Source organism: Paraburkholderia sp. GAS448 (genome assembly GCF_050435685.1).
In the GTDB taxonomy this organism is placed as follows: domain Bacteria; phylum Pseudomonadota; class Gammaproteobacteria; order Burkholderiales; family Burkholderiaceae; genus Paraburkholderia.
Genome location: NZ_JBNDKT010000014.1, coordinates 41,485 through 65,073, shown reverse-complemented (window position 1 = coordinate 65,073; position 23,589 = coordinate 41,485). Strand labels below are relative to the sequence as shown.

The following is a 23,589-nucleotide window of genomic DNA, read 5'->3' as shown; positions in this document are numbered from 1 at the left end:
TGCCCCCCGCAGCAAGTCCATCGATACGGAGACGGCTTTGATCACCCATGGCGCAGCGGTAGCGGCGCGCGAAAGCGCGGCATCAAGCGATTCGATCTACACACGGGTAACGTGGCGCTTCATGCCGCTGCTGTTCATTTGCTACGTGGTCGCCTATCTGGATCGCGTGAACGTCGGCTTCGCGAAGTTGCAGATGCTCAACGATCTGCATTTCAGCGAGGCGATGTACGGCTTTGGGGCCGGCATTTTCTTTATCGGCTATTTCTTCTTCGAGGTGCCGAGCAACCTGCTGCTCCACCGACTTGGCGCGCGCCGCTGGATCGCGCGGATCATGGTGACGTGGGCCGTCATCTCTGCAGCGACCGCCTGGGTGAGTTCGCCGACGATGTTCTACGTGCTGCGCTTCGTACTAGGCATTGCCGAGGCCGGCTTTTTTCCTGGCCTCGTGTTGTATCTGACTTACTGGTACCCGGCGCAGCGCCGCGGCAGGATGATCGCCTTCCTGATGGCCGGCAACCCGGTTGCGGGCATTGTCGGCGGCCCGCTGTCGGGTTTCATCATGCAGCGGCTGGCGGGCCACGGCGGCTTTGCCGGCTGGCAGTGGCTGTTCGTTCTGGAAGCGTTGCCCGCGCTGGCGCTCGGGGCGGTGATCTACTTCTTTCTCGATGACAGGGTGAAGGACGCGAAGTGGCTGCCACAGCACGAGCGAGACTTCATCCAGTCGGAAATCGATGCGGAAGCGCGTACGAAGAGCCACGCGTCGGTACGGCAGACGTTTACGTCGCTAAAGGTATGGACCTTGTGCGGGATCCTGTTCGGCATCGTCATGGGTTCGTACGCGGTCGGCTTCTGGCAACCGACGATCATCAAAGGCTCGGGCATCACCGATCCGTTCACGATCGGTATTCTCACCATCGTTCCCTATGCGAGCGCGCTGATTGCGATGATCGCCGTCGGCCGCCACGCCGACAGGACGCGTGAGCGCCGCTGGCACGTCGTCGTGCCGCAGATCGTGGCGGCAAGCGGCTTCGTGCTGTGCGCGTACGCCGGGGACAACACGTGGCTCGCGCTGCTCGGCCTGACGCTCGCCGCCTCCGGCGTGATCACCGCGCTGCCGATGTTCTGGGCGCTGCCTACGTCGTTTCTCGGCGGAGCGGGCGCCGCGGCTGGCATTGCGCTGATCAACTCGACCGGCAACCTCGCCGGTTTCGTGAGCCCGGCGCTAGTCGGCTGGTTGAAGACGCTGACGCATTCGCTCGACTCCAGCCTGTTCCTGATCGCCGCATCGCTGATCGTGTCCGCGCTGTTGATTCTGACGCAGATGCCCGCGAAGCTGGTCAACAGGTAAGCGCACCAGCATGTTCAAGGAGCAAGCAGCAATATAACCGGACAGCAAGGCAGGACCGGATCTTTCGACGCACGCACCCGCAAGATGCACGGTCCACTCATCGCAGCAGCATGCATCCATGGTTGGAGACACATGAACACCGGAAAATATCGCTATGTCGTAGCCGGGCTGTTATTCGCCGCTGGCGCGATCAATTACATGGACCGGGCGGCGCTCGGCATCGTCGCGCCGATCGTCGGCAAGACGCTGGAATTGTCGCCTTCGCAACTCGGCCTCATCTTCAGCAGCTTCTTTATCAGCTACTCGATCTTCTCGTTCCTCGGCGGCTATTTTGCCGACAAGTGGGGCACGCTGCGAGTATTTACGTGGGCGATGGGGTTCTGGTCGCTGTTTTGCGGGCTGACTGCCGCAGCGACTGGCTTCATATCGCTGCTGCTGTGCCGGGTGTTCTTCGGCATCGGCGAGGGGCCGATGAGCTCCAACACCAATCGCACGATTTCGAACTGGTTTCCCCGTCATGAAACCGCGACGATGATCGGCTTCACCTTTTCCGGTCAGACGCTCGGCAACGCAATCGCGGGGCCGGTCGTAGGACTGATTGCCGTCGGCTTCGGCTGGCGGGCGTCGTTTGTCGTGATCGCGGCACTGGGATTTCTGTGGCTCATCTGCTGGCGAGTGTTCGTCACCGACAAGCCCGGCGAGAACCGCCGCGTCGGTGCGGGTGAAACGAAGCTGATCAACGAGAGCCGCGCGGTGGCGGAAGCGCGCAATGTCGAGGACGACGGCATGACGCTCGGCGCGTATCTGCGGCGTCCGAGCACGCTCGCGCTCGGCGCCGGACTCTTCGCCGTGAACTATACGCAGTACGTGTTCATCTCGTGGCTACCGAGCTATCTCACCAATGTGATGCATCTCGACCTGAAGTCCATGAGCATCATCACGTCGATTCCGTGGATCTGCGGCGCGATCGGCTATTTCGGCGGCGGCCTGCTCGGCGACTTCGTGTACAAACGCCTGGACGACCCGATCAAGGCGCGCAAGCTGGTCGCGACGATTCCGCTTGCGCTGTCGGGTCTCGCAGTGCTGGGCATCACGTCCGCCGGATCGCTAACGGCAGCTGTCGCATTGATCGCTGCGGCGCTGCTGTTCCTGACCGGCTCGTGCCAGTCGATCTGGGCGATCCAGCACGAGATCCTGCCGCTGCACCGGCAAGGCGGCGTGGGCGGTTTCATCCACTTCCTGAGCAACCTGTCAGGGATCATTGGACCGGCGCTGACCGGTTTCCTGATCCAGTACTTCGGCGGTTATCACAGCGCGTTCATGTTCGGCGCAATGATCGATTTTGCCGGTGTGCTCGCGATGCTGCTTTTCATCCAGAGCCGGCCCGCGGTAACGGCACCGGTGGCCGCGCAATCGTCGAACTGAACACGCGAAGTTCCTTTCCTCCACTTATCTTCACTTCACCATGAATCAGGCCATCGCTGAACATCTGCAAGCTTCGTATCAGTCCGCGTCGCGGATCGTCGCGGTCGAGGCGCGCACCATCCGGGTGCCGCTCGAGCGGCAAACCGCGTTCGCCACCCGTGTGGTCGCGGCGCGCGATTACACCGTCGTGCGTGTGAAAACCACCGATGGTTACGAGGGCATCGGCTTTTGCTATAGCGGCAGCCGCGCCGGCGCGCTGGTGACCTATGCGGTGCGCGAACTGTTCGCGCCGCTGTTGCGCGAGCGTTCGGCGCTTGAAGTCGAAGGGCTGTGGCGCGAGATGTACCAGGAGTCGTTGTTGCAGGGGCGCGCCGGATGCGTGATGCGGGCACTGTCGATCGTCGATATCGCGCTATGGGATCGCAATGCGCGGGCGGCCGGTCTGCCGCTCAGCCGCTATCTTGGCGCGACTTCGGTCGATCGTGTGCCCGCGTATGCAAGCGGTGGCTACTACGTGGAAGGTAAGACACCGAAGCACCTCGGCGAAGAGATGGCGCGTTATGTCGAAATGGGCTTTCGGGCCGTCAAGATGAAAGTGGGGCGGCTCGATCCGCGTGCCGAAGAGGCGCGCGTGAGAGCGGCACGCGAGGCAATCGGCGACGATGTGCTGCTGATGCTCGACGCGAACAACGCGTGGTCGGACGTGCCGACCGCGCTCGAACACCTGCGTCGTTATGAACCGTACGAGCCGTACTGGATCGAAGAGCCGTTCAGCCCCGATGACATCGAAAGCCATGCGCAACTGGCAAAGCGCACGTCCGTGACGGTTGCGACAGGCGAAATCGAGGCGGGCCGCTGGCGCCATCAGGAACTGCTCGACAAGCGTGCCGCGATGATCCTTCAGTCCGATGCCGCGGTGTGCGGCGGGATCAGCGAATGGCGGCGCATTGCAGCATCAGCGGCAGCAGTGGGCGTGACGATGTGTCCGCACTGGTTCCACGATCTGCATGTGCATCTGGTCGCGTCGACCACGAACGCCCGCTATGTCGAGTTCTTTCCCGACGACCAGGTGTTGAATTTCCGGCGTCTCGTCGATAGACAACTGGAGTTCGCAGAAGGCACGCTGAAGGTGCCGACCGGTCCGGGCCTTGGCTTCGGCTTCGATGAAGCTGCACTGGAGCGGTACGCGCTCGACGCCTGGGCGTGAGCGCGCAATTGATTCCTTCGCCGCCGGCTGGCGGCAAGGAACGAATCGGGCCGCGCATGACAGGCCCGATTCGCTTTCGCGCAAGAGGCCATCTCAAGCCAGCGCTTCGACCCCCGGCATCTCGAAGCTGGCGTGTGCAAGCGCCTCTTTCAGTGCGGCGCGCTGCGCGGTGGTGAGGGCAACGAGTGGCGGTCTGACGGTGCCCCAGTCGTCGTCATGCGAATAGATGCCAATCGCCGACTTCAGTGCGGGGATCATCTGAAACCGTGCGAACACTGCGCGGATATCGTCGAGCGCCTGCTGGCGCGCGTCCGCGTCGGCGGCTTGCCAGTTCCGGTACAGATCGACGATCGCGGCCGGATTCACATTGCCGGTCGCCGTGATGCAACCGGCGCCGCCGCCGCGCATCGTCGCGAGCAGGAACGTCTCGCTGCCGGCGAACACATCGAAGCCCTGCGGCTGAAAGCGTTCGAGCATGGCCTGTGTGTGACGCCAGTCTCCTGAACTGTCCTTCACGCCAGCGATGATGCGCGGATAGGCCTTCAGCAGACGTTCGATCAGCTCGAGCCCGAGGGGTACCTGCGACACCTGTGGAATGTGATAGACGTAGATGCGCAATGCGTCCGAGCCGACCCGTTCGATGATTTCAGCGTAGCTGCGAAACAGGCCCTCGTCGCTGACACTCTTGTAATAGAACGGCGGCAACATCAGCACATGACAGCAGCCTGCCGCTACCGCGTGCCGCGTCAGTTCGACCGAATCGGTCAACGCCGGGCAGCCGGTGCCCGGCATTATCCGGTCAACCGGCAGACCCGCTGACACGAGGGTATCGAGCAGACGTTTTTTCTCGTCAACGGCAAGCGAGTTTGCTTCGGAGTTCGTGCCGAAAACGGCAAGCCCCACGTCCTGTTCGATAAGCCATCGGCAATGGCGTAGAAAGCGGTTGTGGTCCGGCTGCAGGTCGTTGCTGAATGGCGTGACGACGGGCGAATAGACGCCGCGCGGGCGGCTGGCTGGATTCATCTGGTGTTCCTCCTGAAGGGGGCATGCGCCTCGTCAGAGCGCGCGATGGTGGGGCAACTGGCGGGATTCGAGCGCGGCGGGATTGACGCAGGTCCCGGAAAAGCGGCCCTCGAGCGCGTCGAGCAGATTCAGCGCGGCGCGGCGGGCCATCGCTTCGCGCGTTTGCGCAGTGGCTGAGCCGATGTGCGGAGCGATCACTACGTTCGGCAACGCGAAAAGTGGCGAACTGGCGGGAAGCGGTTCGCGCTCGAACACGTCGAGGCCCGCGCCGAGAATGCGGCCCTCGCGCAGCGCGTCGATCAGCGCGGCTTCGTCGAGCACCTGGCCGCGCGCGCAGTTGATGAGAATCGCACTGGACTTCATCAGACGCAGCTCGGCTGCGCCGATCAGCTTGTCGGTCGCGGCGGAAAGCGGAACCAGCAGACACACGAAGTCGGCTTCGGCCAGCAGGTCCGGCAGCGTCCGCCATTGCGCGCCATAAGCCTGTTCTGCCGCCGGGTTGCGCGAGCGGTTCGCGTACAGCACCTTCATCCCGAAGCCGTGCGCTGCGCGGCGAGCCACCGCACCGCCGATGCGGCCCAGCCCAACGATGCCGAGTGTCTTGTGGTGCACATCGACCCCGAACTGCGCCGGGCCTGACGAAGCGCGCCATTCGCCGCGCCGCGTCGACGCATCCAGTTCCGCGATGCGGCGCGCTGCCGCGAGGATCAACGCGAACGCCAGGTCAGCGGTCGTCTCGGTCACTTCATCGGGCGTATTGCACAGGACGATGCCGCGGCGCGTGAGTTCAGGGACGTCGAAATCGTCGTATCCCGCAGAGACGGTCGACACGGCTTCGAGCAGCGGTGCGGCGTCGAGCAGTTCGGCGGTCAGCTTCAACTTGTTGCCGATCGTGCCGTGGGCGCTCGCGAGCGCATCGAGGAACGCCGCACGCTGGGAATCGGCGTCCGCGAACGTGACGTCGCACCGGGCTTCGAGGAGCTGGAGAACGGCGGCAGGGAGCTTGCGATAGGCGACAACGCGTTGTTTCATTGGGACATCCGGTTCAGGAGCGGGAAGGGGGGGCGTTCAGAAAGGTGGTTACGCTCGGCGCAGGCTCCCAACTTCGAGAAAGCGCTTACTTGCGTTTCACTATAAGTCTCGATAGAATTATCGTCAAGATTATCGATAATCTTTTTAAAGGACATTGCGATGACGGATACGCAGGATGACGGCCAGCCGCGCGGGTTGCGCAAAGGATTGACCAACTACGGTGACGAAGGCTTTTCGCTGTTCCTGCGCAAGGCGTTCATCAAGGGCGCCGGCTATACCGACGACGCACTGTCGCGTCCGATCGTCGCCATCGCGAACACCGGCAGCGCGTACAACCCGTGCCACGGCAACGCGCCGCAACTCGTCGAAGCCATCAAGCGCGGCGTGATGCTGGCGGGCGGCCTGCCGGTCGAATTCCCGACGATTTCGATCGCGGAAAGCTTTTCACATCCAACCAGCATGTATCTGCGCAACCTCATGTCGATGGACACCGAGGAGATGATCCGTGCGCAGCCGATGGATGCGGTCGTGCTGATCGGCGGCTGCGACAAGACCGTGCCGGCGCAACTGATGGGCGCCGCGGCCGCCGGCGTTCCGGCGATCCAGCTCGTGACAGGCGCGATGCTGACCGGCTCGCATCGCGGCGAGCGCGTCGGCGCGTGCACGGACTGCCGCCGTTTTTGGGCGAGCTTCCGCGGCGACCAGATCGACGCGGATGAAATCGATGCGGTGAACAACCAGCTGGTGGCGACCGTCGGCACCTGTTCGGTGATGGGCACCGCGAGCACGATGGCTTGCATCGCCGAGGCGATGGGCATCATGCTGCCGGGCGGTGCATCGCCGCCGGCGGTCAGCGCCGATCGCATCCGCATCGCCGAGCGCACCGGCGCCCAGGCGGTGGCGATGATCGGCGCGAATCTGACGCCTGCGAAAATCCTCACGCCGAAAGCGATCGAGAATGCGCTGCGCGTGTTGCTGGCAATCGGCGGCTCGACCAACGGCATCATCCATCTGACGGCGATCGCCGGGCGCCTCGGCATCAAGATCGACCTCGATGCGCTCGACCGGATGGCGCGCGAGACGCCGGTGCTGGTCGATCTGAAACCGTCGGGGCGGCACTACATGGAAGATCTGCATCGCGCGGGCGGACTGACCACCGTCATGCGCGAAATGAAGGCGCTCCTGCATCTCGATGCATTGACGGTCACCGGCCGCACGCTGGGCGAAGAACTCGATGCTGCACCGGCGAGCTTCGCGCAGGACGTCGTGCGGCCATTCAGCCAGCCGGTTTTTCCGCAAGGGGGCATCGCAGTCCTCCATGGCAATCTGGCGCCGGGCGGTGCGATCATCAAGCAGTCCGCGGCGAATCCTCAATTGATGGAACACGTTGGTCGCGCCGTCGTGTTCGAGAATGCCGAAGACCTCGCGCGGCGCATCGATGATCCGGAGCTGGATGTCGAGGCGCACGACGTGCTGGTGCTCAAGCAGATCGGTCCGGTCGGTGCGCCCGGCATGCCCGAGGCGGGCTACATACCAATTCCGCGCAAGCTCGGACGGCAAGGCGTGAAGGACATGGTGCGCATCTCCGATGGCCGGATGAGCGGGACGGCGGCGGGCACCGTTGTGCTGCACGTGACGCCGGAAGCGGCGATCGGCGGGCCGCTCGCGATCGTACGCACGGGCGACCGGATTCGCCTGAGTGTCGCGAAGCGGTCGATCGAACTGCTCGTAAGCGACGACGAAATCGCCGCGCGTCTCGCAGCATTACCGCCGCGCGAAGCCGAGCCGGACGCACGGGGTTATCGAAAGCTCTTTCTGACGACGATCACGCAGGCCGACGAAGGCTGCGACTTCGACTTCCTGAAGGCAGCCAGAACCGTCGCCATCGTGCCCGGGAACCAACCCTGATGCAAAGGCAGTGCGCGAGGCGCGCATTTCGCGCTACGCTCTGCCGTTTCTATATTTTCGTGGACCTTTCGGTATGAGCAACGCTGTCACCAAAAAACGCGCTGCGAACACGAGCGCGGGGGGCGCAGTAAAGGGCGGGGTGGAGCCGGCTGGCCGCGCGGCTCCCAAACAACGCTCGAAGGCGGCGGCCCCGGTGACGCGCGACCGCAACACCGACGAAACGATGCGGCTTGTGGCGGATCAGCTCGAAGAGCAGATCGTGCTCGGCTTGCTGCATCCGCGCGAACGGCTGGTCGAAGACGACCTCTGCGAGCGCTTCAACCTGAAGCGCCACGTTGCGCGCCAGGTGCTGGCGGAAGTGGAGCGGCGCGGTCTGGTTGAACGCCGCAGACACTTCGGCGCGCTGGTGAAGTCGTTCACCGCGCGCGAAGTCACGGAGTTGTACGCGTTGCGGGAACTGCTGGAAACCGATGCGGCGAAGGGGATCGTCTTTCCAGTCGATGCCGCAAAGCTGGATGAACTCGAACGGATTCAGGCCCAACACGACGCCTGTGCGCTTGCAGGCGATCTGCGCCGCGTGTTCCGCGTCAACATGGCGTTTCATCGCGCGTTTTTCGCGTTGTCGGGCAACCAGGTGCTCGTCGACGCGATTCACGAATACGAACGGCGCACCCACGCGATCCGTTCCGTATCGATCGTATTCCCGCAGTACCTGGAGAAAGCGCGCGCCGAACATCATCAGATGATCGACGCTTTGCGACGTGGCGACCGCGACCGTCTGGTCGCACTGTGCCGCGAGCATCTCGTGCCGTCGCGCGACGCCTATCTCGACGCGTACCACCAGCGCTCGGCGGCGGCCGCGGCGTATGGATCACCGACATCGAATGGAGACATCGAATGAAACGGGTTTTGGTCACCGGCGCAGCCGGCCATATCGGCAGGGTATTGCGCGCCGGCTTGCGCGGCCAGTACCGGTTGCGACTCGCAGACATCGCTCCACAAGCCGAGGCAGGCGAGGGTGAAGAAGTCGTCACGGCCGACATTACGCGGCTCGCGGCTCTGTTGCCGGTGATGGAGGGTGTCGACGTGGTCGTGCATCTCGCCGGTATCCCCGACGAAGACCGATGGGAAAAGATCCGCGACATGAACATCGAAGGCTGCTACAACGTTTTCGAAGCCGCGCGGCAAGCCGGCGTCAAACGCGTGGTGTTCGCGAGTTCCAATCACGCGGTGGGATTTCATCGACGCGACAGGATGATCGACGCTGCCGTCGCGCCGCGGCCGGACAGCCGCTATGGCGTATCGAAGGTGTTCGGCGAAGCGCTCGGACGGATGTACGCGGACAAGCACGGCATGTCGGTCGCATGCATGCGGATCGGCTCCTTTCGGCCCGACGACAGGCCGACGGCGCCGCGGCACCTCTTCACGTGGATCAGCCATCGCGACATGGTGCAGTTGACGAAGCGCTGCATCGATCACCCCGACTACCACTTCGTGACCGTCTATGGCGAGTCGGGCAATGCGCGCAACCGCTGGGACAATGCGAATGCGCGGTGGCTCGGCTATGTGCCGGAGGACGACGCCGAACGATATGCCGCGCAGATTGTGGCGACAGGGCAGACAGAAGACCCGCGCGAGGCGCTCTTTCACGGCGGCTTCGGCTGTCTCGTGGAGTTCGACGGGGACACGGAGCGGATCGACTAGGAGCGGGTGCGCACCCGGCGGTCGCCATTCCTCAATGCTCCGCGTTATAGTATGCGGCACAGGGAAGGCGCGATCGTGCGCCTCGACACCGGGCAGGCTGCAAGTTGACCACAGAAACAAAGAAAAGAGCGCCGCGTCGCAAATCGAATGCAATTTCCGTGTTGGACGTGGCACGCGCGGCGGGCGTATCCACCGCGACCGTTTCGCGCGTGTTGAATGGCAACGCGACGGTAGCGGCCGAACTGCAGAACCGCGTGCGGGAGATCGCGCAGGCACTTGGCTACACGCCGCACGCCGCGGCACGCGCGCTGGCGTCCCAGCGCTCGAAGACGATCGGCGCGGTGATCCCGTCGCTGGAAAACCAGAACTTCGCGATTGGCGTGTTCGCGCTGCAAAAGCGCATCGGGGAAGCCGGCTATACGTTGCTGCTTGGCTGTTCGTACTACGACCAGGAGGACGAACTGAAGCAGGTGCGCGCGCTGATCGCGGACGGCATTGCCGGGCTCATGCTCGTGGGCCGCAACCACTCGCCCGCGCTCTATGAACTGATCGAAAAGGAGCAGATTCCGCTCGTCAACGGCTGGACCGTCGATCACGATCATCCCTATGTCGGGTTCGACAATGTCGCGGTGGGCCGGCGACTCGCCGAGTATCTGCTCGATCTCGGGCACGTGCGCTTCGGCATGATTACACAGATGACGCAGCACAGCGATCGTGCCGCCGATCGCATTATCGGCGTGCGCGCGGCACTGCAGTCGCGCGGCCTGCAATTGCGCCACGAGCATCTGATCGAGATGCCGCACAGGATCATCGAAGGCCAGATGGCGATGAAGGCGCTCATGCAGGGCCCCGAGCGTCCGACGGCCGTGATCTGCGGCACCGATCTGCTTGCGATAGGCGCGTTGGCGGAGGCGCGCGAGGCGGGCATCGACGTGCCGGGCGAGCTATCGATCGCGGGCATCAACGACATCGAATTTTCCAGCTTCACGACCCCGCCACTGACGACCATGCGGCTCGCAGCCGATGAAATCGGCGCGCGCAGCGCCGAGTATCTGCTTGCACGGATCGAAGGACGGCCGGTGAGTTCGCAGAACATCGTGCCGACCGATCTGATCGTGCGTGGTACGACTGCCCGTCCTCGCAGCAGCTAGACCGTACGCGCACGCTGGCCTTGCAGCGCAGGGCCGCGGTGCAGTCTGGACAGTCGCTCTATCGACACGCGTCGATAAAACGCGCGCGCCTCGGCTTCAATACGAGCATTGCCAGCGCGGCGGTGGTCAGATCGAGCGCAATGGCGCAACCGAACACCGGCACCCAGCTACCCGTTTGCTGATGCAGCAGCGCGGCCAGCGGGCCGCCGAAGATCGAGCCGACCCCGAACGAGAGGTAGAGCCAGCCGTAGTTCGCGGTGGCATGACGGGCACCGAACGTGTCGGTCAGGGTTGAAGGGAACAGCGAAAAGATTTCGCCCCAGCCGAAAAACACCACGCCGGACAGCAGCACAAACAGGACCGCGTTATCGCGCGTCAGCAGCCAGAGCGTCATGGCCACGCCTTCCAGCGCGAAGGCAAAACACATCGTGTTTTCGCGCCCCAGACGATCCGATATCCAGCCAAACAGCGGACGGGTGAGACCGTTCGTGAAGCGGTCGATCGTCAGTGCCAGAGGCAGCGCGGCGAGCCCGAACACCAGCATGTTGCTGAGCCCGAAGTCGGCGGCAAAGCTGGCCATCTGCGACGTGACCATCAGGCCTGAGGTGGACATCATCGTCATCATCGCGAACATCAACCAGAACAGCGGTGTCCTGAGCATCGCGGATGGGCGGTAGTCGCGCGTCGCGGCCATTGTCACGGATACTGCGGCACCGACGCTCACAGGCGCCGGCGCCGCGCGCAGGCCCTGCGATGCGACGAAGCCGACTGCGGCAAAGACGATGCCGAAGAGCCGCAACGTCAATTCGACGCCGTGAGCCGCAAGCGATGCCGAGACCGGAAAGGTCGTGACGATCGCGCCCATACCATAGCCCGCTGCCACCGCGCCTGCGGCGAAGCCGCGTTGATCAGGAAACCAGCGGACCACAAGCCCCACCACGCCGACGTAGACGATGCCGGTACCGAGGCCGCCGATGCCGCCATATGCGAGGTACAGCATCGACGTAGTGTGCGCATACGAAGCCAGCACCCAGCTCAGGCCTGTCAGCACCGTACCGATCGAGACCAGCCTGCGCGGTCCGAAGCGATCGGTCAGCGACCCCTGGAACGGTGAAGAGAATGCCTGCAGCAGCACCAGCAGCGAGAACGTCACCTGCAGCTCCGGCAGCGCGACGCCGAGCTTTGCCATGAGCGGCTTTGTCATCAGAGTCCATACATATTGCGGACTTGAAATCGTCATCATGCAAACAAGGCCGAGACCGAGCTGGATCCAGCGGGTATGCGCCGCTGTTCGCGCGGTGGGAGAGGCGACGGCATTCAAGGATCGCGTGGGGGTGTTCATCATGTTTCTCCGCTTCGGATTGACGTATCGACAAATGGACGAACGTGCGCCGTCCCTTCCGCCGGCGCGAACGCTGGCGGTGTCGTCTATTCAACAGGGTGCGCGCGGGGCGACTGCCCGCTGTCTGACACACTCGCTACCAGCCAGCCGCGGCCCCATCGCTGCGCGGGTCGTAGCCTGCCTCCAGACATCCGTTGCCGTGCCGGACGATCGCCCCCGCGTGGCCCATTGCTTCGTCATACGACCGCATCACCTCGACGTCATGGCCGAGACGACGCAGCGTATCGATCGTGTCGTCGGGAAACCGCGCCTCCAGCTTGAGTGTTTCGCTGGTTTGCCCCCAGGTCCGGCCCAGCAGCCAGCGAGGCGCATCGATAGCGGCTTGCGGATTCCAGCCGAAGTGCGCGATGCGCGAAAACACGGCGCTTTGCGATTGCGGCTGGCCGTCGCCGCCCATGTTTCCGTACACCATCGTGCGTCCATCGGCGAAGCGCGCGAGAGCCGGGTTCAGCGTGTGAAAAGGTCGTCGACCCGGCATCAGCGGATTGCGCGCAGAGGGATCGAGTGAGAAGCTGCAGCCGCGGTTTTGCCAGTTGATTCCCGATTCCGGAAGCACGATCCCGCTGCCGAACTCGTGATAGATGCTCTGGATATAGCTGACGGCCACGCCGGCGGCGTCGGTCACGCCGAGCCACACGGTGTCGGCCGGTCCGGGACCGCGACCCCACGGGGCTGCCGAAGACATCGAAAGCCGCTCGGCCATCGCGTCGAGCACACGCGGCGCAAGCAGCGCCTGTGGGTCGATCTCCATGTGATCCGGGTCGGTGATGTGTTTGTCGCGTACGGCGAACGCGAGCTTGGTTGCCTCCACGCATGCGTGGACATACTCGGGCCCGAGCGGATCCATATCGTCGCGGAGCACACGGTCAAGCACGCCGAGAATCAGCAGCGATACAAGCCCTTGCGTCGGCGGCGGCATGTTGTAGATCGTGCCCAGCGAATGCGCGAGTGCCAGCGGCGTGCGCAGCCGTGCGCGATGCTGTTCGAGGTCTGCCAGCGACAAGGGACTCTCGAGCGCACGCAGGTCGGCGGCGATGCTGCGTGCGAGGTCGCCCTGGTAGAAGTCGTCGAGACCCGCGTGGGCAAGACGCTCGAGCGTCGCGGCGAGGCGCGGCTGGACAAAGCGCTCACCGATAGCCGGCACGCCCGGTATTTTGTCGCCCACGAGAAACGTCTCGGCGAACCCGGCGACGGGTTCGAGTTCACGCCGCTTCAGCGCGACGCATTCGGACTGGCTGCGCGTGACCGGAATGCCGCCGCGTGCGTAGGCGATCGCGTCTTCCAGCAGTCGGGCGACCGGGAGCCTGCCGTCGAGCGTGTCTGTCGACCAGCGATGTGCGAGCGCCCAACCCGACACCGTGCCGGCGACGGTGTTCGCCGCCAACGGTCCACGAAACGGGATGGATTGGAGCCCCAGCGCGCGATAGGCGTCGATGGAAGCCTCCGATGCCGCCGCTCCGCACGCCTCGATGCCGACCGGATCGCCGCCTGGCGCGGAGATCAGCCAGAAGCCGTCCCCACCAATGCTGTTCATGTGCGGATACGCTACCGCGATGGTTGCCGCGGCGGCAATCATCGCCTCGACGGCGTTGCCTCCTTCGCGCAGGATCGCGAGTGCGCTCTGCGAAGCGAGCGCGTGCGGTGCGACCGCCATTCCGCGGATGCCGCGCGCCGGATTTCGAAATTCTGCCGACATGTTTCCTCTCTCAATCGATCAATTGCTATACGCTCAAACGCTGTGGGTTCGCGTGATTACGTGATACTTCCCATACACAGCGGGGCCTGCATCAGCGGGAAGCAACTGCGGTGCTCCAGCCGGCTCTCTCTTCCACCCACGCGGCAAGCGATAGCAACGCGGCATCGCGCTGACTCGCACCCACCAGCTGCACGCCAAGCGGCAGCCCCCCCGGACCAAAGCCAACCGGCAATGTGATCGCCGGCACGCCGAGGAAGGTCCAGGGCGTGCAGAACGCTGCATCGCCCGTATAGTCGAGGCCGCGGGGCGCCTCGCCTGATGCAGGCGCAACCAGCAGCGCGTCCAGTGTTGCCGCTTCGGTGAGCCACCGATCGAAGCGACGCGCCATGAGCACCTGCAATGCCTTCGCATTCGCATACCCGGTCGCAGGAAGCGTTCGTCCTTGCGCGACCAGAGCCGTCATCGGCGCGCTGACAAGCGCCGGCGAACGGTCTACCAGTTCGCCATGCGTCAGCGCCGCTTCAACCGCGAGCAGGATCGATGCATGCTGCGCAGCGTCAACCAGTTCGACAGGCAGATCGGCGTCGACGATTTCTGCGCCATCCGCCCGCAGACGTTCGGCGAGTTGATCCAGCACTTGTTGTTGCGCTTCGTCGATCGGGCCGCCGATCTGCTCGCGCAACACGCCGATGCGTGGCGGCCGCCTCGCCGCATCGCCGTGGCCATGCCCCTGGCGACTCACATGCGTGGTATGTGGATCGTCCGCATCGGTGCCCGCCACAATTCCCAGCACATGAACTGCATCTGCGACATTGGTGGTGAAGATACCGAGGTGATCGAGCGACCCGGACAACGGCAACACGCCAGTCCGGGCAATCGTGCCGTAACTCGGCTTCACCCCGACCACACCGCAATACGCGGCGGGACGGATGACGGAGCCAAACGTCTGCGTACCGAGCGCGAGCGGCACGATGCCTGCCGCTACCGCAGCAGCCGAGCCGCTCGACGAGCCGCCGGGCGTGTGATCGTGATTCCATGGGTTGGTCGTAGCGCCGGGGTGACGCCATGCGAACTCAGTGGTGACCGTTTTGCCGAGTATCGTGGCACCGGCTGCGCGCAAACGCGCGACTATCCATGCGTCCTTGTCGGGTCGGCGCCCTTCGTAGGCCGGCGATCCGTACGCGGTGGGCATATCGGCCGTATCGATCAGGTCCTTCACGCCGACGGGCACGCCCGCAAGCGGCGCCTCGGAACTGGCACGATTGACGATCGGCGATGCCGGCAGATGGATAAACGCTCGCAACGCGGGCTGCAGCCGTTGCGCGGCATCGAATGCCTGTCCGACAGTCTGCTCGACGGTGCGCGTTCCCGCGCGAATCGCGTCACGGATTTCGCGGATGTTAGGGGAGGGGAAAGGAAGGCTCATTTGTCGGCAAGTGTTTGATGAATGACGTTCAGCGCGATGAAGGTGTCGTATTTCGGCTGCTGCTTCAGGTCACCGGGTGCGATCTGCGTATCCATGGCGACCGTCAGGGCTTACGGAGTGGTGTCGAACAAGATTTAGATGCAAATTACAACAATTGAAATATACACGCGAGTTCAATTTGCACGAAGCGTGCCATCGTGCGGCACCCCCGTACGCGACGGAGAATCGCTACTTTTCAGTCGTCGTGAGCACGATGCGATGTTCAGGAAGTGGGCAGCAGTGCGCCAGGAAGGTGCGTCGCGCACCACGAAATCGGCAGAGCCCCGCTTCCGGGCGAAATGCGAATGTGTGGCGCCGAAACATATTGGCGGAATACTCAGGAGGCCATATCGGTGTGTGGGTGTTCGACTTCGGGTGCCGATTCCGGAGACGAGTGCGCCGAGCGCAGCGGCAAGTGCCTGACGTGTTTGCCTGGACGGGAGTTGCCATGTGATGGCACATTTCGTGCTGAAAATCGCATAAAATTCAATTGTTGCAATTTGCAAGCGAATCAGCGTGGGCTGAAGGGGAGAACAGCATGTCGAAGGCGCCGTATCCAAGACTGGAGCATTTGAACTTCCGCCTCGATGTACTAAGCGCGTTGGCCAAGAGCGTGGCGTCGGACATCTACGAAGCGGAGTGCGGTGTGACCCTGCGCGACCTGCGCGTGTTGCGCTTCGTCGACATGCAGCCGGGCATTTCCCTCAGTCCTCTGATCGAACTCACCTACCTTGAAAAGACGCTGGTTTCGAAGCTGGTCACTACGCTAGCCAGACGCGGCTTGCTGACGCGCTCCACCGGCACGACGGATGCACGCATCATTAACCTGAACTTGACCAGCAAGGGCAAGGCAATTGTGAGGAAGGCCGATCGGATCGGCAAGACGTTCGACCAGCAGCTCATGTCCGTTCTGTCGGCGGAGGAAAAGCAAGTGCTTTATCGTTGCATCGACAAGCTTACGGAACACGTCGAAGAGGGCGGTGAATGGACGTTGCCGTCGACACGGCGCAAGCGCACCGCCTGAATCATTTTTGTCATTTATTGTTCAAGGTTCGGTTTTCTAAGCAAAGCGAGCTGACTGTCAGAGGAATCACCGCAAGCGCGCGGTGCGGGGTGGTTGTCAAGATAACAAAAGCGTAATCCGGGGGTAAGAGTCGGGTAAAGGCACGTCTACAACAATGGGAACCGTAGTACGAGCCTTTCACCACGTTTCTCTGGAGACACATCATGAAACTGCTTACCGCCATCGCGCTTGCAGCACTCAGTCTGCCATTCGGTGCCAATGCGTTTGCGCAAACGTCGACATCCGGTCTCACGCGAGCCGAAGTGCGCGCCCAGCTCGTTGAGGCTGAAGCGGACGGGTTGGTGCCTGCGCCAAAGAACGACTATCCGCCGAGTGCACAGACTATCGCGCGCAACCGGGAAGTCTATGCGCTCCGGCATCAGGAGAGCGCCCAGACTGCTTCTGCGTCGGCTAGCGCGTCGCGGACGTCCGATGGGTCCGCGGGGGACTGATCACCCTCCAGATGAAAAGGTATGCATGTACCGCACTTCCGGAATGAGCATCCACACGGTGCGCTCGGCGCCTTCGATGTCGAAGTTGCCGAGCAATGCTTTTAGTGTGCCCGTGCGCAGTTCCGACTGGACAAACGGTCTCGGCAAGTGGGAGATGGGCCCAGACCAGCCAGTGCTGACTGCTTTACTGAGCGCACGTTGTACGAGGTAAAGATCGGGCGTACTGCGACTCGATGAGCCCCCTGCGCGTCGCTGAACTCCCGGTGGCGATACGCCGGGTTGCCTGGCTGCAGCTGCAACCTTGGCGTCTAAAGAGCCGCACTGTCGGGCGAGCGCAACGTGTTGGTCCGCTTCTCTCTCCGGTCGAACTGTTGCCGTGCGATTTCCATTTCGGTCATGTGAGTCTCAACCCAATCCCAGATTCCGCAGATCTTGTCCAGAAGGCTGCGTCCGAGCGGCGTTAGTCGATAGTCGACCCGCGGCGGTATCACCGGATGCACGTAGCGCGAAATCAGCCCATCGCGTTCGAGCTGGCGCAGCGTCTTGGTGAGCATCTTCTGGCTGACGCCATCGATGTGCTCGCGCAGTCGAGAAAAACGCATCTCGCCGTGCGTCCCAAGCGCATCGATCACCAGGATGGTCCACTTATCGGCGATCTGCTCAATGATGTTGCGCGCAAGGTCGTCGGTTTTTTTCTGCGCACTGTCTTCGGCGCAAGGCCCGTCGTAGCAATTTGTTTCCATGGGGAAAGTATGAAACCGTCAAGTGCCTTCTTGTGATCGCCAGATGCGGCTGAAATAATCGTCTCGCGTGCTCGCTCAGGCGGCACGCCATAGTTCCTCGGACCGCATCCGACATGGGCGCGGTTGGTCAATCAACGAGCATCGCATGACTATTGAAACACTCGCAATTGAAGGTTTGTCGACGCCTGTTTCGCGCATCGGCCTCGGTACATGGGCGATCGGCGGATGGATGTGGGGCGGCACCGATGAAAAGGAATCGATCGCGGTGATCCGACGGGCACTTGACAGCGGCATCAACCTGATCGACACGGCGCCCGTGTACGGGTTCGGCGCATCGGAGGAGATTGTCGGCAAAGCGCTTGCGGATGGCTATCGCCACAAGGCGGTCATCGCGACCAAGGTCGCACTTGAATGGCGCGACGGCAAAGTATTTCGCAACTCGACGCCGGCACGCATTCGTCAAGAAGTCGAGGATACGCTTCGGCGCTTGCGAATCGATTACATCGATCTGTATCAGGTGCACTGGCCCGACTCGTTGGTGCCGATCGAGGAGACCGCCGCAGTGCTGAATGATCTGCGCAAGGAGGGAAAGGTTCTGGCCCTGGGCGTCAGCAACTTCTCGACTCAGGAGATGGACGTGTTTCGACGGGTTGCTCCGCTGTCGACCGCACAGCCGCCTTACAACCTGTTTGAACGCGACATCGACGGCGACGTGCTGCCGTATGTCAGGCAGCACGGACTGGTGGCGCTCGCGTACGGCGCGTTGTGCCGCGGACTGCTCGCTGGTCGCGTCGATGTCAATACGAGGTTCGGCGGTGACGATCTGCGTCTGCACGACCCCAAGTTCCTGATGCCGCGCCGCGAGCAATACGTCGCAGCGGTCAAGGCGCTCGATGTGTTTGCCCGAAAAACCTTCGGTAAATCCGTGCTCGCGCTCGCGGTGCGCTGGGTGCTGGATCGCGGACCGACGATCGCGCTGTGGGGCGCGCGTCGTCCTGCGCAACTGGATGGCGTCGAAGACGTCTTCGGCTGGCGCCTCGATGCGAACGCGTTCGCGCAGATCGATTCGATCGTCGGGCAGTACGTCAAGGATCCCGTCGGACCCGAATTCATGGCGCCACCGCAACGCGTTCGGGTTGCGTAGCACAGGGGAGATCGAACATGCGAACCACTCGACGATCTTTCATCATGCATATCGCGGGCATCGCTGCTGTCGCGGTGGTTAGCCGCCCGGTGCTCGCGGCGCCCATGCTACTCGACGAAACCGATCCTTCGGCGCAGGCGCTGGGATACACAGCCGACGCGACGCACGTCGACCGGGCGAAATATCCGCGCTTCAATGAAAAGCAGCGCTGCGGAAATTGTCAGTTCTACCAGGGCAAGCCGAGCGATGCGAGCGCTCAATGTGCGTTATTCGGCGCAAAGCAGGTGAGTGGCAACGGATGGTGTAACGCGTACCAGTCCAGAGCATAAAACGTGGGACCTGAGACAGACCGTTACGGCGCGCGGCCGTTGAGTGTCGCGAGCCCGTCAACGCCAGGGAGTCAGCAAATGGAATTGATAGTGAATGGCGTTCACCACACCGTCGACGCGGACGCGAACATGCCGCTGTTGTGGGCGCTCCGCGATCTTCTAGGTTTGCACGGCACCAAGTTCGGTTGCGGTGTGGGTGCATGCGGGGCGTGCACGGTGCACCTGGACGGTGTCGCCGTGCGGTCATGCGTGACAGCGTTGGCGGACGCGCACGGCAAGGCCGTGACCACCATTGAAGGGCTCAGCAGGAACGGCGACCATCCGGTACAACGCGCGTGGAAGGCCGCCAATGTACCGCAGTGCGGCTACTGTCAGCCGGGTCAGATCATGCAGGCGGCATCGCTGCTAAAGCAGACGCCGAAGCCGACCGACGAGCAGATTGTCGAAGCGATGTCCGGCAATGTCTGCCGTTGCGGCACCTATCAGCGCATCAAGGCGGCGATCAAAGCCGCAGCGGAGACAGCGTGATGAGCGAAATCGTCAATCTGAGCCGGCGCCGGATCCTGCAGGGCACGTTGGCCGGTGGCGTGGTGCTAGGCATGCGGGTCGGCGGCGTCAATATGGCATTTGCGGCGAGTGGTTTGCCACAAGCGGCTAATGCGCGCGGTGTCTTTGCACCGAACGTTTACGTATCGGTCTCGCCCTCTGGAGAGATCATTCTGGTCGCGCATCGCTCCGAGATGGGCACTGGCATTCGCACCAGCCTTGCGATGATCCTCGCTGACGAGCTTGACGCCGACTGGCAGACGGTCAAGGTGGTGCAGGCGCAAGGCGACGCCAGGTACGGCGATCAGAATACCGATGGTTCGCGCAGCATTCGTCAATTTTTCCAGCCCCTGCGCGAAGCAGGAGGTAGCGCGCGGCAGATGCTGATTGCGGCCGCTGCGGCCCGGTGGCGGGTTGCACCCGGCACCTGCCATACCGAGCCGGGTCATGTCGTGCACACGGCCAGCAAGCGGCGCCTGCCATATGGCGCACTGGCCGAGGCCGCCTCGCGGCAGCCGGTGCCGGGTCGCGACACGCTGCGCCTGAAGGATGAAGACAGCTGGCGCTACATCGGCAAGTCGCTGCCGATCGTCGATCTCGATGACATCGTTCGTGGCCGCGCGACGTATGGCATCGATGTCGTGCTCCCCGGCATGACATACGCCTCGATCGAGCATCCTCCGGTTTATGGCGCGACCCTCAAAAGCGTCGACGCCGCTGACGCGATGAAAGTGCCCGGTGTGCTGCAGATCGTCCGCATTCCTCTCGCGTCTTTGCCCGCCGGCTTTCGACCGCTCGGCGGCGTCGCGGTGGTCGCGACGAACACGTGGGCCGCTGTGCAAGGGCGGAAAAAGCTGAAGCTCGAATGGGATGCGGGCGCTAACGGGTCGTACGACAGTGCGGCGTACCGCCAGACGCTCGAAGATACCGCGAGGCGACGCGGCAAAGTGGTTCGCAGCAACGGCGACACGGGCGCTGCGCTGCAGAGCGCTACGCAGCGGATTGCCGCAGATTACTTCGTGCCGCACCTGGCGCACGCCGCGATGGAGCCGTTGGCGGCCACTGCGTCCTGGGCGAACGGCACGGTCGAGATATGGACCGCGACACAAAACCCGCAGCAGGCACGCTCGACCGTCGCGCAGGTGCTCGGTCTGCCGGAGTCGGCAGTGACCATCAACGTCACGTTGCTGGGCGGCGGATTCGGTCGGAAGTCCAAGCCCGACTATGTGGCGGAGGCGGCGTTCCTGTCGCGCGAGGTCCGCGCACCGGTCAAGCTCACATGGACGCGCGAAGACGATCTGCGAAGCGACTATTACCACGCAATCTGTGCGCAGCACATGGAAGGCGCCCTCGATGCACAAGGCAAAACCATCGCGTGGTTACACCGGACCGTGTTCCCGTCGATCGGCTCGACCTTCACCCCGAAAGTGGTCTACGGTTCAGCTGGTGAGCTCGGGCAGGGCGTGACCGACATACCCTGGGACATCGCCAACATCCAGTGCGAGAACGGCGCCGCGACGGCGCACACGCGCATCGGCTGGTATCGCTCCGTGTACAACATCCCGCACGGATTTGCCGTTGGGTCGTTCGTCGACGAACTCGCGGCGGCGGCGAGGCAGGACCCCGTGCAGCACCTGCTGACGCTGCTGGGGGCGCCGCGTCACGTCGATCTGCAGGCGCTTGGGGTCGATTACCCGAACTATGGCGCGTCGATGGAAGAGTATCCGATCGATACGGCACGTTACGCCGCAGTGATCCGGGCGGCCGCGGTGCGCTCCAGCTGGTCGACCGCTTTGCCGGCGCGGCACGGACGCGGCATCGCCGTCCATCGCAGCTTTCTGAGTTATGTTGCCGCTGTGGCCCAGGTCGAGGTGGCGGACGACGGCTCAGTGCGCGTGACGCGTGTCGATCTCGCGGTCGACTGCGGGCGCGTGGTCAATCCCGACCGGGTCGTCGCACAGTTCGAAGGCGCGGTGGTCATGGCGCTCGGCAATACGCTATACAGTGAACTCAGTTTCCGGAATGGGGCGCCGGAGCAATCGAACTTCACCGATTACCGGGTTGCCCGCATCGACTCAGTACCGGAAACGCACGTCTATGTCGTGCCGAGCGAAGCGCCGCCGGGTGGCGTCGGCGAGCCAGGGGTGCCGCCCACGTCGGCCGCGATCTGTAACGCGATCTTCAATGCGACCGGCAAGAGGATTCGTGCGTTGCCGGTGGATACCGGGCTGTTGAAGCGCGCGTAGTCCCTGGTTGTGGAGAATTGCACGGGCGGGCTCTGGCGGCGAACCTTCCGTGCAGTCGCGCGTTGCCCGTCGCCCGCTACTTCCCGTGCCTGCGCCTCTTGCCGGCCCTTTGGCAATCATGCGCATCACCCCGCTACCCTTATTGCGACAGAGCCTCTGCCGCGACGTTGTCGCAGACCTTGAGGAAGCAGCGGACCGCTGGCGGCAAGTCCATGCCGCTGCGCCATGCAACGCCGAGATCCGTCGTACTGCACCGATCAGCGAGATCGCGCACCTCGATCCGTCCGCCCTCCAGCGACCATGGGCGATACATTGCATCGCATGCGATCGCCATCGCCGCGCGCGACGCGACGAGGCTGCGCGCCGCCTCGACTGAAGCGGTTTCAAACAGGATTTTCGGCGTAAGGCCGGCTTCCATCCAGGCGCGCGAGACCGACCGGCCAAGCTCCTCGCTTCTCAAGGCGACCAGCGGTCCGTCGGCGACGTCGCGCAAATGTACCGATTTCGCCTCGAGCAGGGGGTGCCCGGCATGCAGCCACAGACGGTTTTTCGATCTTGCGAACACCCGATGCGCGAGTGCGTCGGTGGCCTCCAGGTTTGATACGGCCAGCATGGCAACGTCGAGACCGCCGCTCAGCAGCTTGCTCTCGAGTTCCGAACGCTGATCCTCCAGCACCGAGACTTCTACGGCGCTGTACATCCGCATGAAGCAGGGCAGCACACCTGCCAGCCCGCACCCCGCAGCCATCGGCGATACGCCGAGGCGCAGTCGGCCCGAGACGCTGGCGCGGCCGCGATTGATCGAGCGGGGAATGTCGTCGAGCGTCGCCATGATCTGGCGGGCGCTTTTCAAAAAGCGGTGGCCTTCGTCCGTAAGGCTTACACCGGTGGGGAGGCGTTCCAGCAACGCGATGCCAAGCTGCTGTTCGAGACCCTTGATCGCATCGGTGACGGCCGATTGGGTCACATGCGTCGCGAACGCTGCGCGCGTGATCGATCCGGTCTCGGACACGGCGATGAAGTAACGAATCTGTCGAATCGAAATGTTCATCCGGGACGCTGCCGCGGGACTGGGCATGTTGTCAGCGAGCATGGCTTTCATTCGGGCTCCAGATTGCCGGCGCGCTCGAGGCCGTATTGCAGGCCCTCTGTCTCGAGTTCGCATGCTTGTGCCGGCGGCTGCGCAGGATCAGGCAGCGGCCTCGCGCACTGTTGGGTCTCATGAGCCGGGATTCGTTCCAGACTGTCGTGTACTAGCGACTCGACGGTAATGGCGCGGCGCGCCGTGGCAACGGTCTTTTCATGGACGTTCAACGTTGCTGGCGCCTCTATTTGGCTTTTCCCCTTAGCCAGTGCAATCGTCATGCGTTAAGACTCTGCGATCAAGTTGTAACAACAACAATCAAGGTGATTTTCGATGTGGGACAGCAAATAACAAACAGCAAAGAACAAACAGCAAAGAACGTACCAAACTCAACGTTGCGCCCGAGGACGCTGTAACGGACTAACGGTAGCGCCCCGCCACTTGATTGTGTCAAGCAGCATGAAATCATCGGTAAGCCATCCGTAGTAGTGCGTAGCGGCACCAATATAGGGCGTCATTGCACACGAATGACGTTCGACGGAACCAGAAATGGGCGGGGGAGCGGAGCGCAGACGGAAACACCGACGCATCGCGGCCACGTTGACCGGTTCACCCCATTGG

General features: G+C 63.2%; 21 protein-coding genes. 13 read left to right on the top strand and 8 right to left on the bottom strand.

Annotated elements, in window-relative coordinates:
• The first annotated feature begins 37 nt into the window (after positions 1-37).
• From P3T23_RS24375 to P3T23_RS24365, 3 genes are all read left to right on the top strand, one after another.
• The gene (locus P3T23_RS24375) at positions 38-1,348 is read left to right on the top strand and encodes an MFS transporter (protein WP_429318689.1); all 1,311 of its coding nucleotides are present in this window, start codon (positions 38-40) and stop codon (positions 1,346-1,348) included.
• A gap of 132 nt (positions 1,349-1,480) precedes the next feature.
• Entirely contained in the window at positions 1,481-2,773 is a 1,293-nt protein-coding gene (locus tag P3T23_RS24370) for an MFS transporter (RefSeq protein WP_429318688.1), read from the top strand.
• Between the two features lie 40 nt (positions 2,774-2,813).
• The gene (locus tag P3T23_RS24365; RefSeq protein ID WP_429318687.1) at positions 2,814-3,980 is read left to right on the top strand and encodes a mandelate racemase/muconate lactonizing enzyme family protein; all 1,167 of its coding nucleotides are present in this window, start codon (positions 2,814-2,816) and stop codon (positions 3,978-3,980) included.
• A 93-nt stretch (positions 3,981-4,073) separates the two neighbouring features.
• Here P3T23_RS24365 and P3T23_RS24360 read toward each other — a convergent pair whose 3' ends face one another.
• On the bottom strand, positions 4,074-5,003 hold the full coding sequence (locus tag P3T23_RS24360) for a dihydrodipicolinate synthase family protein (RefSeq protein ID WP_429318686.1): 930 nt from the start codon (positions 5,001-5,003) through the stop codon (positions 4,074-4,076).
• Between the two features lie 33 nt (positions 5,004-5,036).
• Positions 5,037-6,035 carry a 2-hydroxyacid dehydrogenase gene (locus tag P3T23_RS24355; protein ID WP_429318685.1) on the bottom strand — a complete coding sequence of 333 codons (999 nt, stop codon included), beginning with the start codon at positions 6,033-6,035 and terminating at the stop codon, positions 5,037-5,039.
• A gap of 159 nt (positions 6,036-6,194) precedes the next feature.
• Between P3T23_RS24355 and P3T23_RS24350 the strand changes: the two genes are divergently transcribed.
• From P3T23_RS24350 to P3T23_RS24335, 4 genes are all read left to right on the top strand, one after another.
• Positions 6,195-7,943: an IlvD/Edd family dehydratase gene (locus P3T23_RS24350; RefSeq protein WP_429318684.1), complete on the top strand. Its 1,749-nt coding sequence runs from the start codon at positions 6,195-6,197 to the stop codon at positions 7,941-7,943.
• A 223-nt stretch (positions 7,944-8,166) separates the two neighbouring features.
• Positions 8,167-8,844 (top strand): GntR family transcriptional regulator, encoded by a 678-nt coding sequence (locus tag P3T23_RS24345; RefSeq protein ID WP_429318816.1) that lies wholly within the window; start codon positions 8,167-8,169, stop codon positions 8,842-8,844.
• Entirely contained in the window at positions 8,841-9,647 is an 807-nt protein-coding gene (locus P3T23_RS24340; RefSeq protein ID WP_429318683.1) for an NAD-dependent epimerase/dehydratase family protein, read from the top strand. The genes P3T23_RS24345 and P3T23_RS24340 overlap by 4 nt, the downstream gene beginning before the upstream one ends.
• A 158-nt stretch (positions 9,648-9,805) precedes the next feature.
• The gene (locus P3T23_RS24335) at positions 9,806-10,798 is read left to right on the top strand and encodes a LacI family DNA-binding transcriptional regulator (protein WP_429318682.1); all 993 of its coding nucleotides are present in this window, start codon (positions 9,806-9,808) and stop codon (positions 10,796-10,798) included.
• A 58-nt stretch (positions 10,799-10,856) separates the two neighbouring features.
• Here P3T23_RS24335 and oxlT read toward each other — a convergent pair whose 3' ends face one another.
• From oxlT to P3T23_RS24320, 3 genes are all read right to left on the bottom strand, one after another.
• Positions 10,857-12,140, bottom strand: a complete 1,284-nt coding sequence (gene oxlT, locus P3T23_RS24330; RefSeq protein WP_429318681.1) for an oxalate/formate MFS antiporter — start codon at positions 12,138-12,140, stop codon at positions 10,857-10,859.
• 136 nt (positions 12,141-12,276) lie between these two features.
• Positions 12,277-13,896, bottom strand: a complete 1,620-nt coding sequence (locus P3T23_RS24325) for a gamma-glutamyltransferase family protein (RefSeq protein ID WP_429318680.1) — start codon at positions 13,894-13,896, stop codon at positions 12,277-12,279.
• Positions 13,897-13,987: 91 nt separating this feature from the next.
• The gene (locus P3T23_RS24320) at positions 13,988-15,322 is read right to left on the bottom strand and encodes an amidase (protein WP_429318679.1); all 1,335 of its coding nucleotides are present in this window, start codon (positions 15,320-15,322) and stop codon (positions 13,988-13,990) included.
• Between the two features lie 577 nt (positions 15,323-15,899).
• On the opposite strand from P3T23_RS24320, the gene P3T23_RS24315 reads away from it, so the two are divergent.
• Complete coding sequence (locus P3T23_RS24315) at positions 15,900-16,385, top strand: MarR family winged helix-turn-helix transcriptional regulator (protein WP_429318678.1); 486 nt, start codon at positions 15,900-15,902, stop codon at positions 16,383-16,385.
• A 203-nt stretch (positions 16,386-16,588) separates the two neighbouring features.
• Positions 16,589-16,876 carry a DUF4148 domain-containing protein gene (locus tag P3T23_RS24310; protein ID WP_429318677.1) on the top strand — a complete coding sequence of 96 codons (288 nt, stop codon included), beginning with the start codon at positions 16,589-16,591 and terminating at the stop codon, positions 16,874-16,876.
• A gap of 308 nt (positions 16,877-17,184) precedes the next feature.
• On the opposite strand, the gene P3T23_RS24305 is transcribed toward P3T23_RS24310, so the two are convergent.
• Entirely contained in the window at positions 17,185-17,619 is a 435-nt protein-coding gene (locus P3T23_RS24305) for a winged helix-turn-helix transcriptional regulator (RefSeq protein WP_429318676.1), read from the bottom strand.
• Positions 17,620-17,764: 145 nt separating this feature from the next.
• On the opposite strand from P3T23_RS24305, the gene P3T23_RS24300 reads away from it, so the two are divergent.
• The 4 genes from P3T23_RS24300 to P3T23_RS24285 all read left to right on the top strand — a co-directional run bounded on the left by P3T23_RS24300 (position 17,765) and on the right by P3T23_RS24285 (position 21,884).
• Positions 17,765-18,763: an aldo/keto reductase gene (locus P3T23_RS24300; RefSeq protein WP_429318675.1), complete on the top strand. Its 999-nt coding sequence runs from the start codon at positions 17,765-17,767 to the stop codon at positions 18,761-18,763.
• 17 nt (positions 18,764-18,780) lie between these two features.
• Complete coding sequence (locus P3T23_RS24295; protein WP_429318674.1) at positions 18,781-19,092, top strand: high-potential iron-sulfur protein; 312 nt, start codon at positions 18,781-18,783, stop codon at positions 19,090-19,092.
• Between the two features lie 78 nt (positions 19,093-19,170).
• Positions 19,171-19,620, top strand: coding sequence for a (2Fe-2S)-binding protein (locus P3T23_RS24290; RefSeq protein ID WP_429318673.1), 450 nt, complete (start codon positions 19,171-19,173; stop codon positions 19,618-19,620).
• Complete coding sequence (locus tag P3T23_RS24285; protein ID WP_429318672.1) at positions 19,620-21,884, top strand: molybdopterin cofactor-binding domain-containing protein; 2,265 nt, start codon at positions 19,620-19,622, stop codon at positions 21,882-21,884. Before P3T23_RS24290 ends, P3T23_RS24285 begins: the two co-directional genes overlap by 1 nt.
• Before the next feature lie 139 nt (positions 21,885-22,023).
• On the opposite strand, the gene P3T23_RS24280 is transcribed toward P3T23_RS24285, so the two are convergent.
• Positions 22,024-22,986 (bottom strand): LysR family transcriptional regulator, encoded by a 963-nt coding sequence (locus tag P3T23_RS24280; protein WP_429318671.1) that lies wholly within the window; start codon positions 22,984-22,986, stop codon positions 22,024-22,026.
• Positions 22,983-23,249 carry a hypothetical protein gene (locus tag P3T23_RS24275; RefSeq protein ID WP_429318670.1) on the bottom strand — a complete coding sequence of 89 codons (267 nt, stop codon included), beginning with the start codon at positions 23,247-23,249 and terminating at the stop codon, positions 22,983-22,985. Before P3T23_RS24275 ends, P3T23_RS24280 begins: the two co-directional genes overlap by 4 nt.
• Between the last annotated feature and the right edge of the window lie 340 nt (positions 23,250-23,589).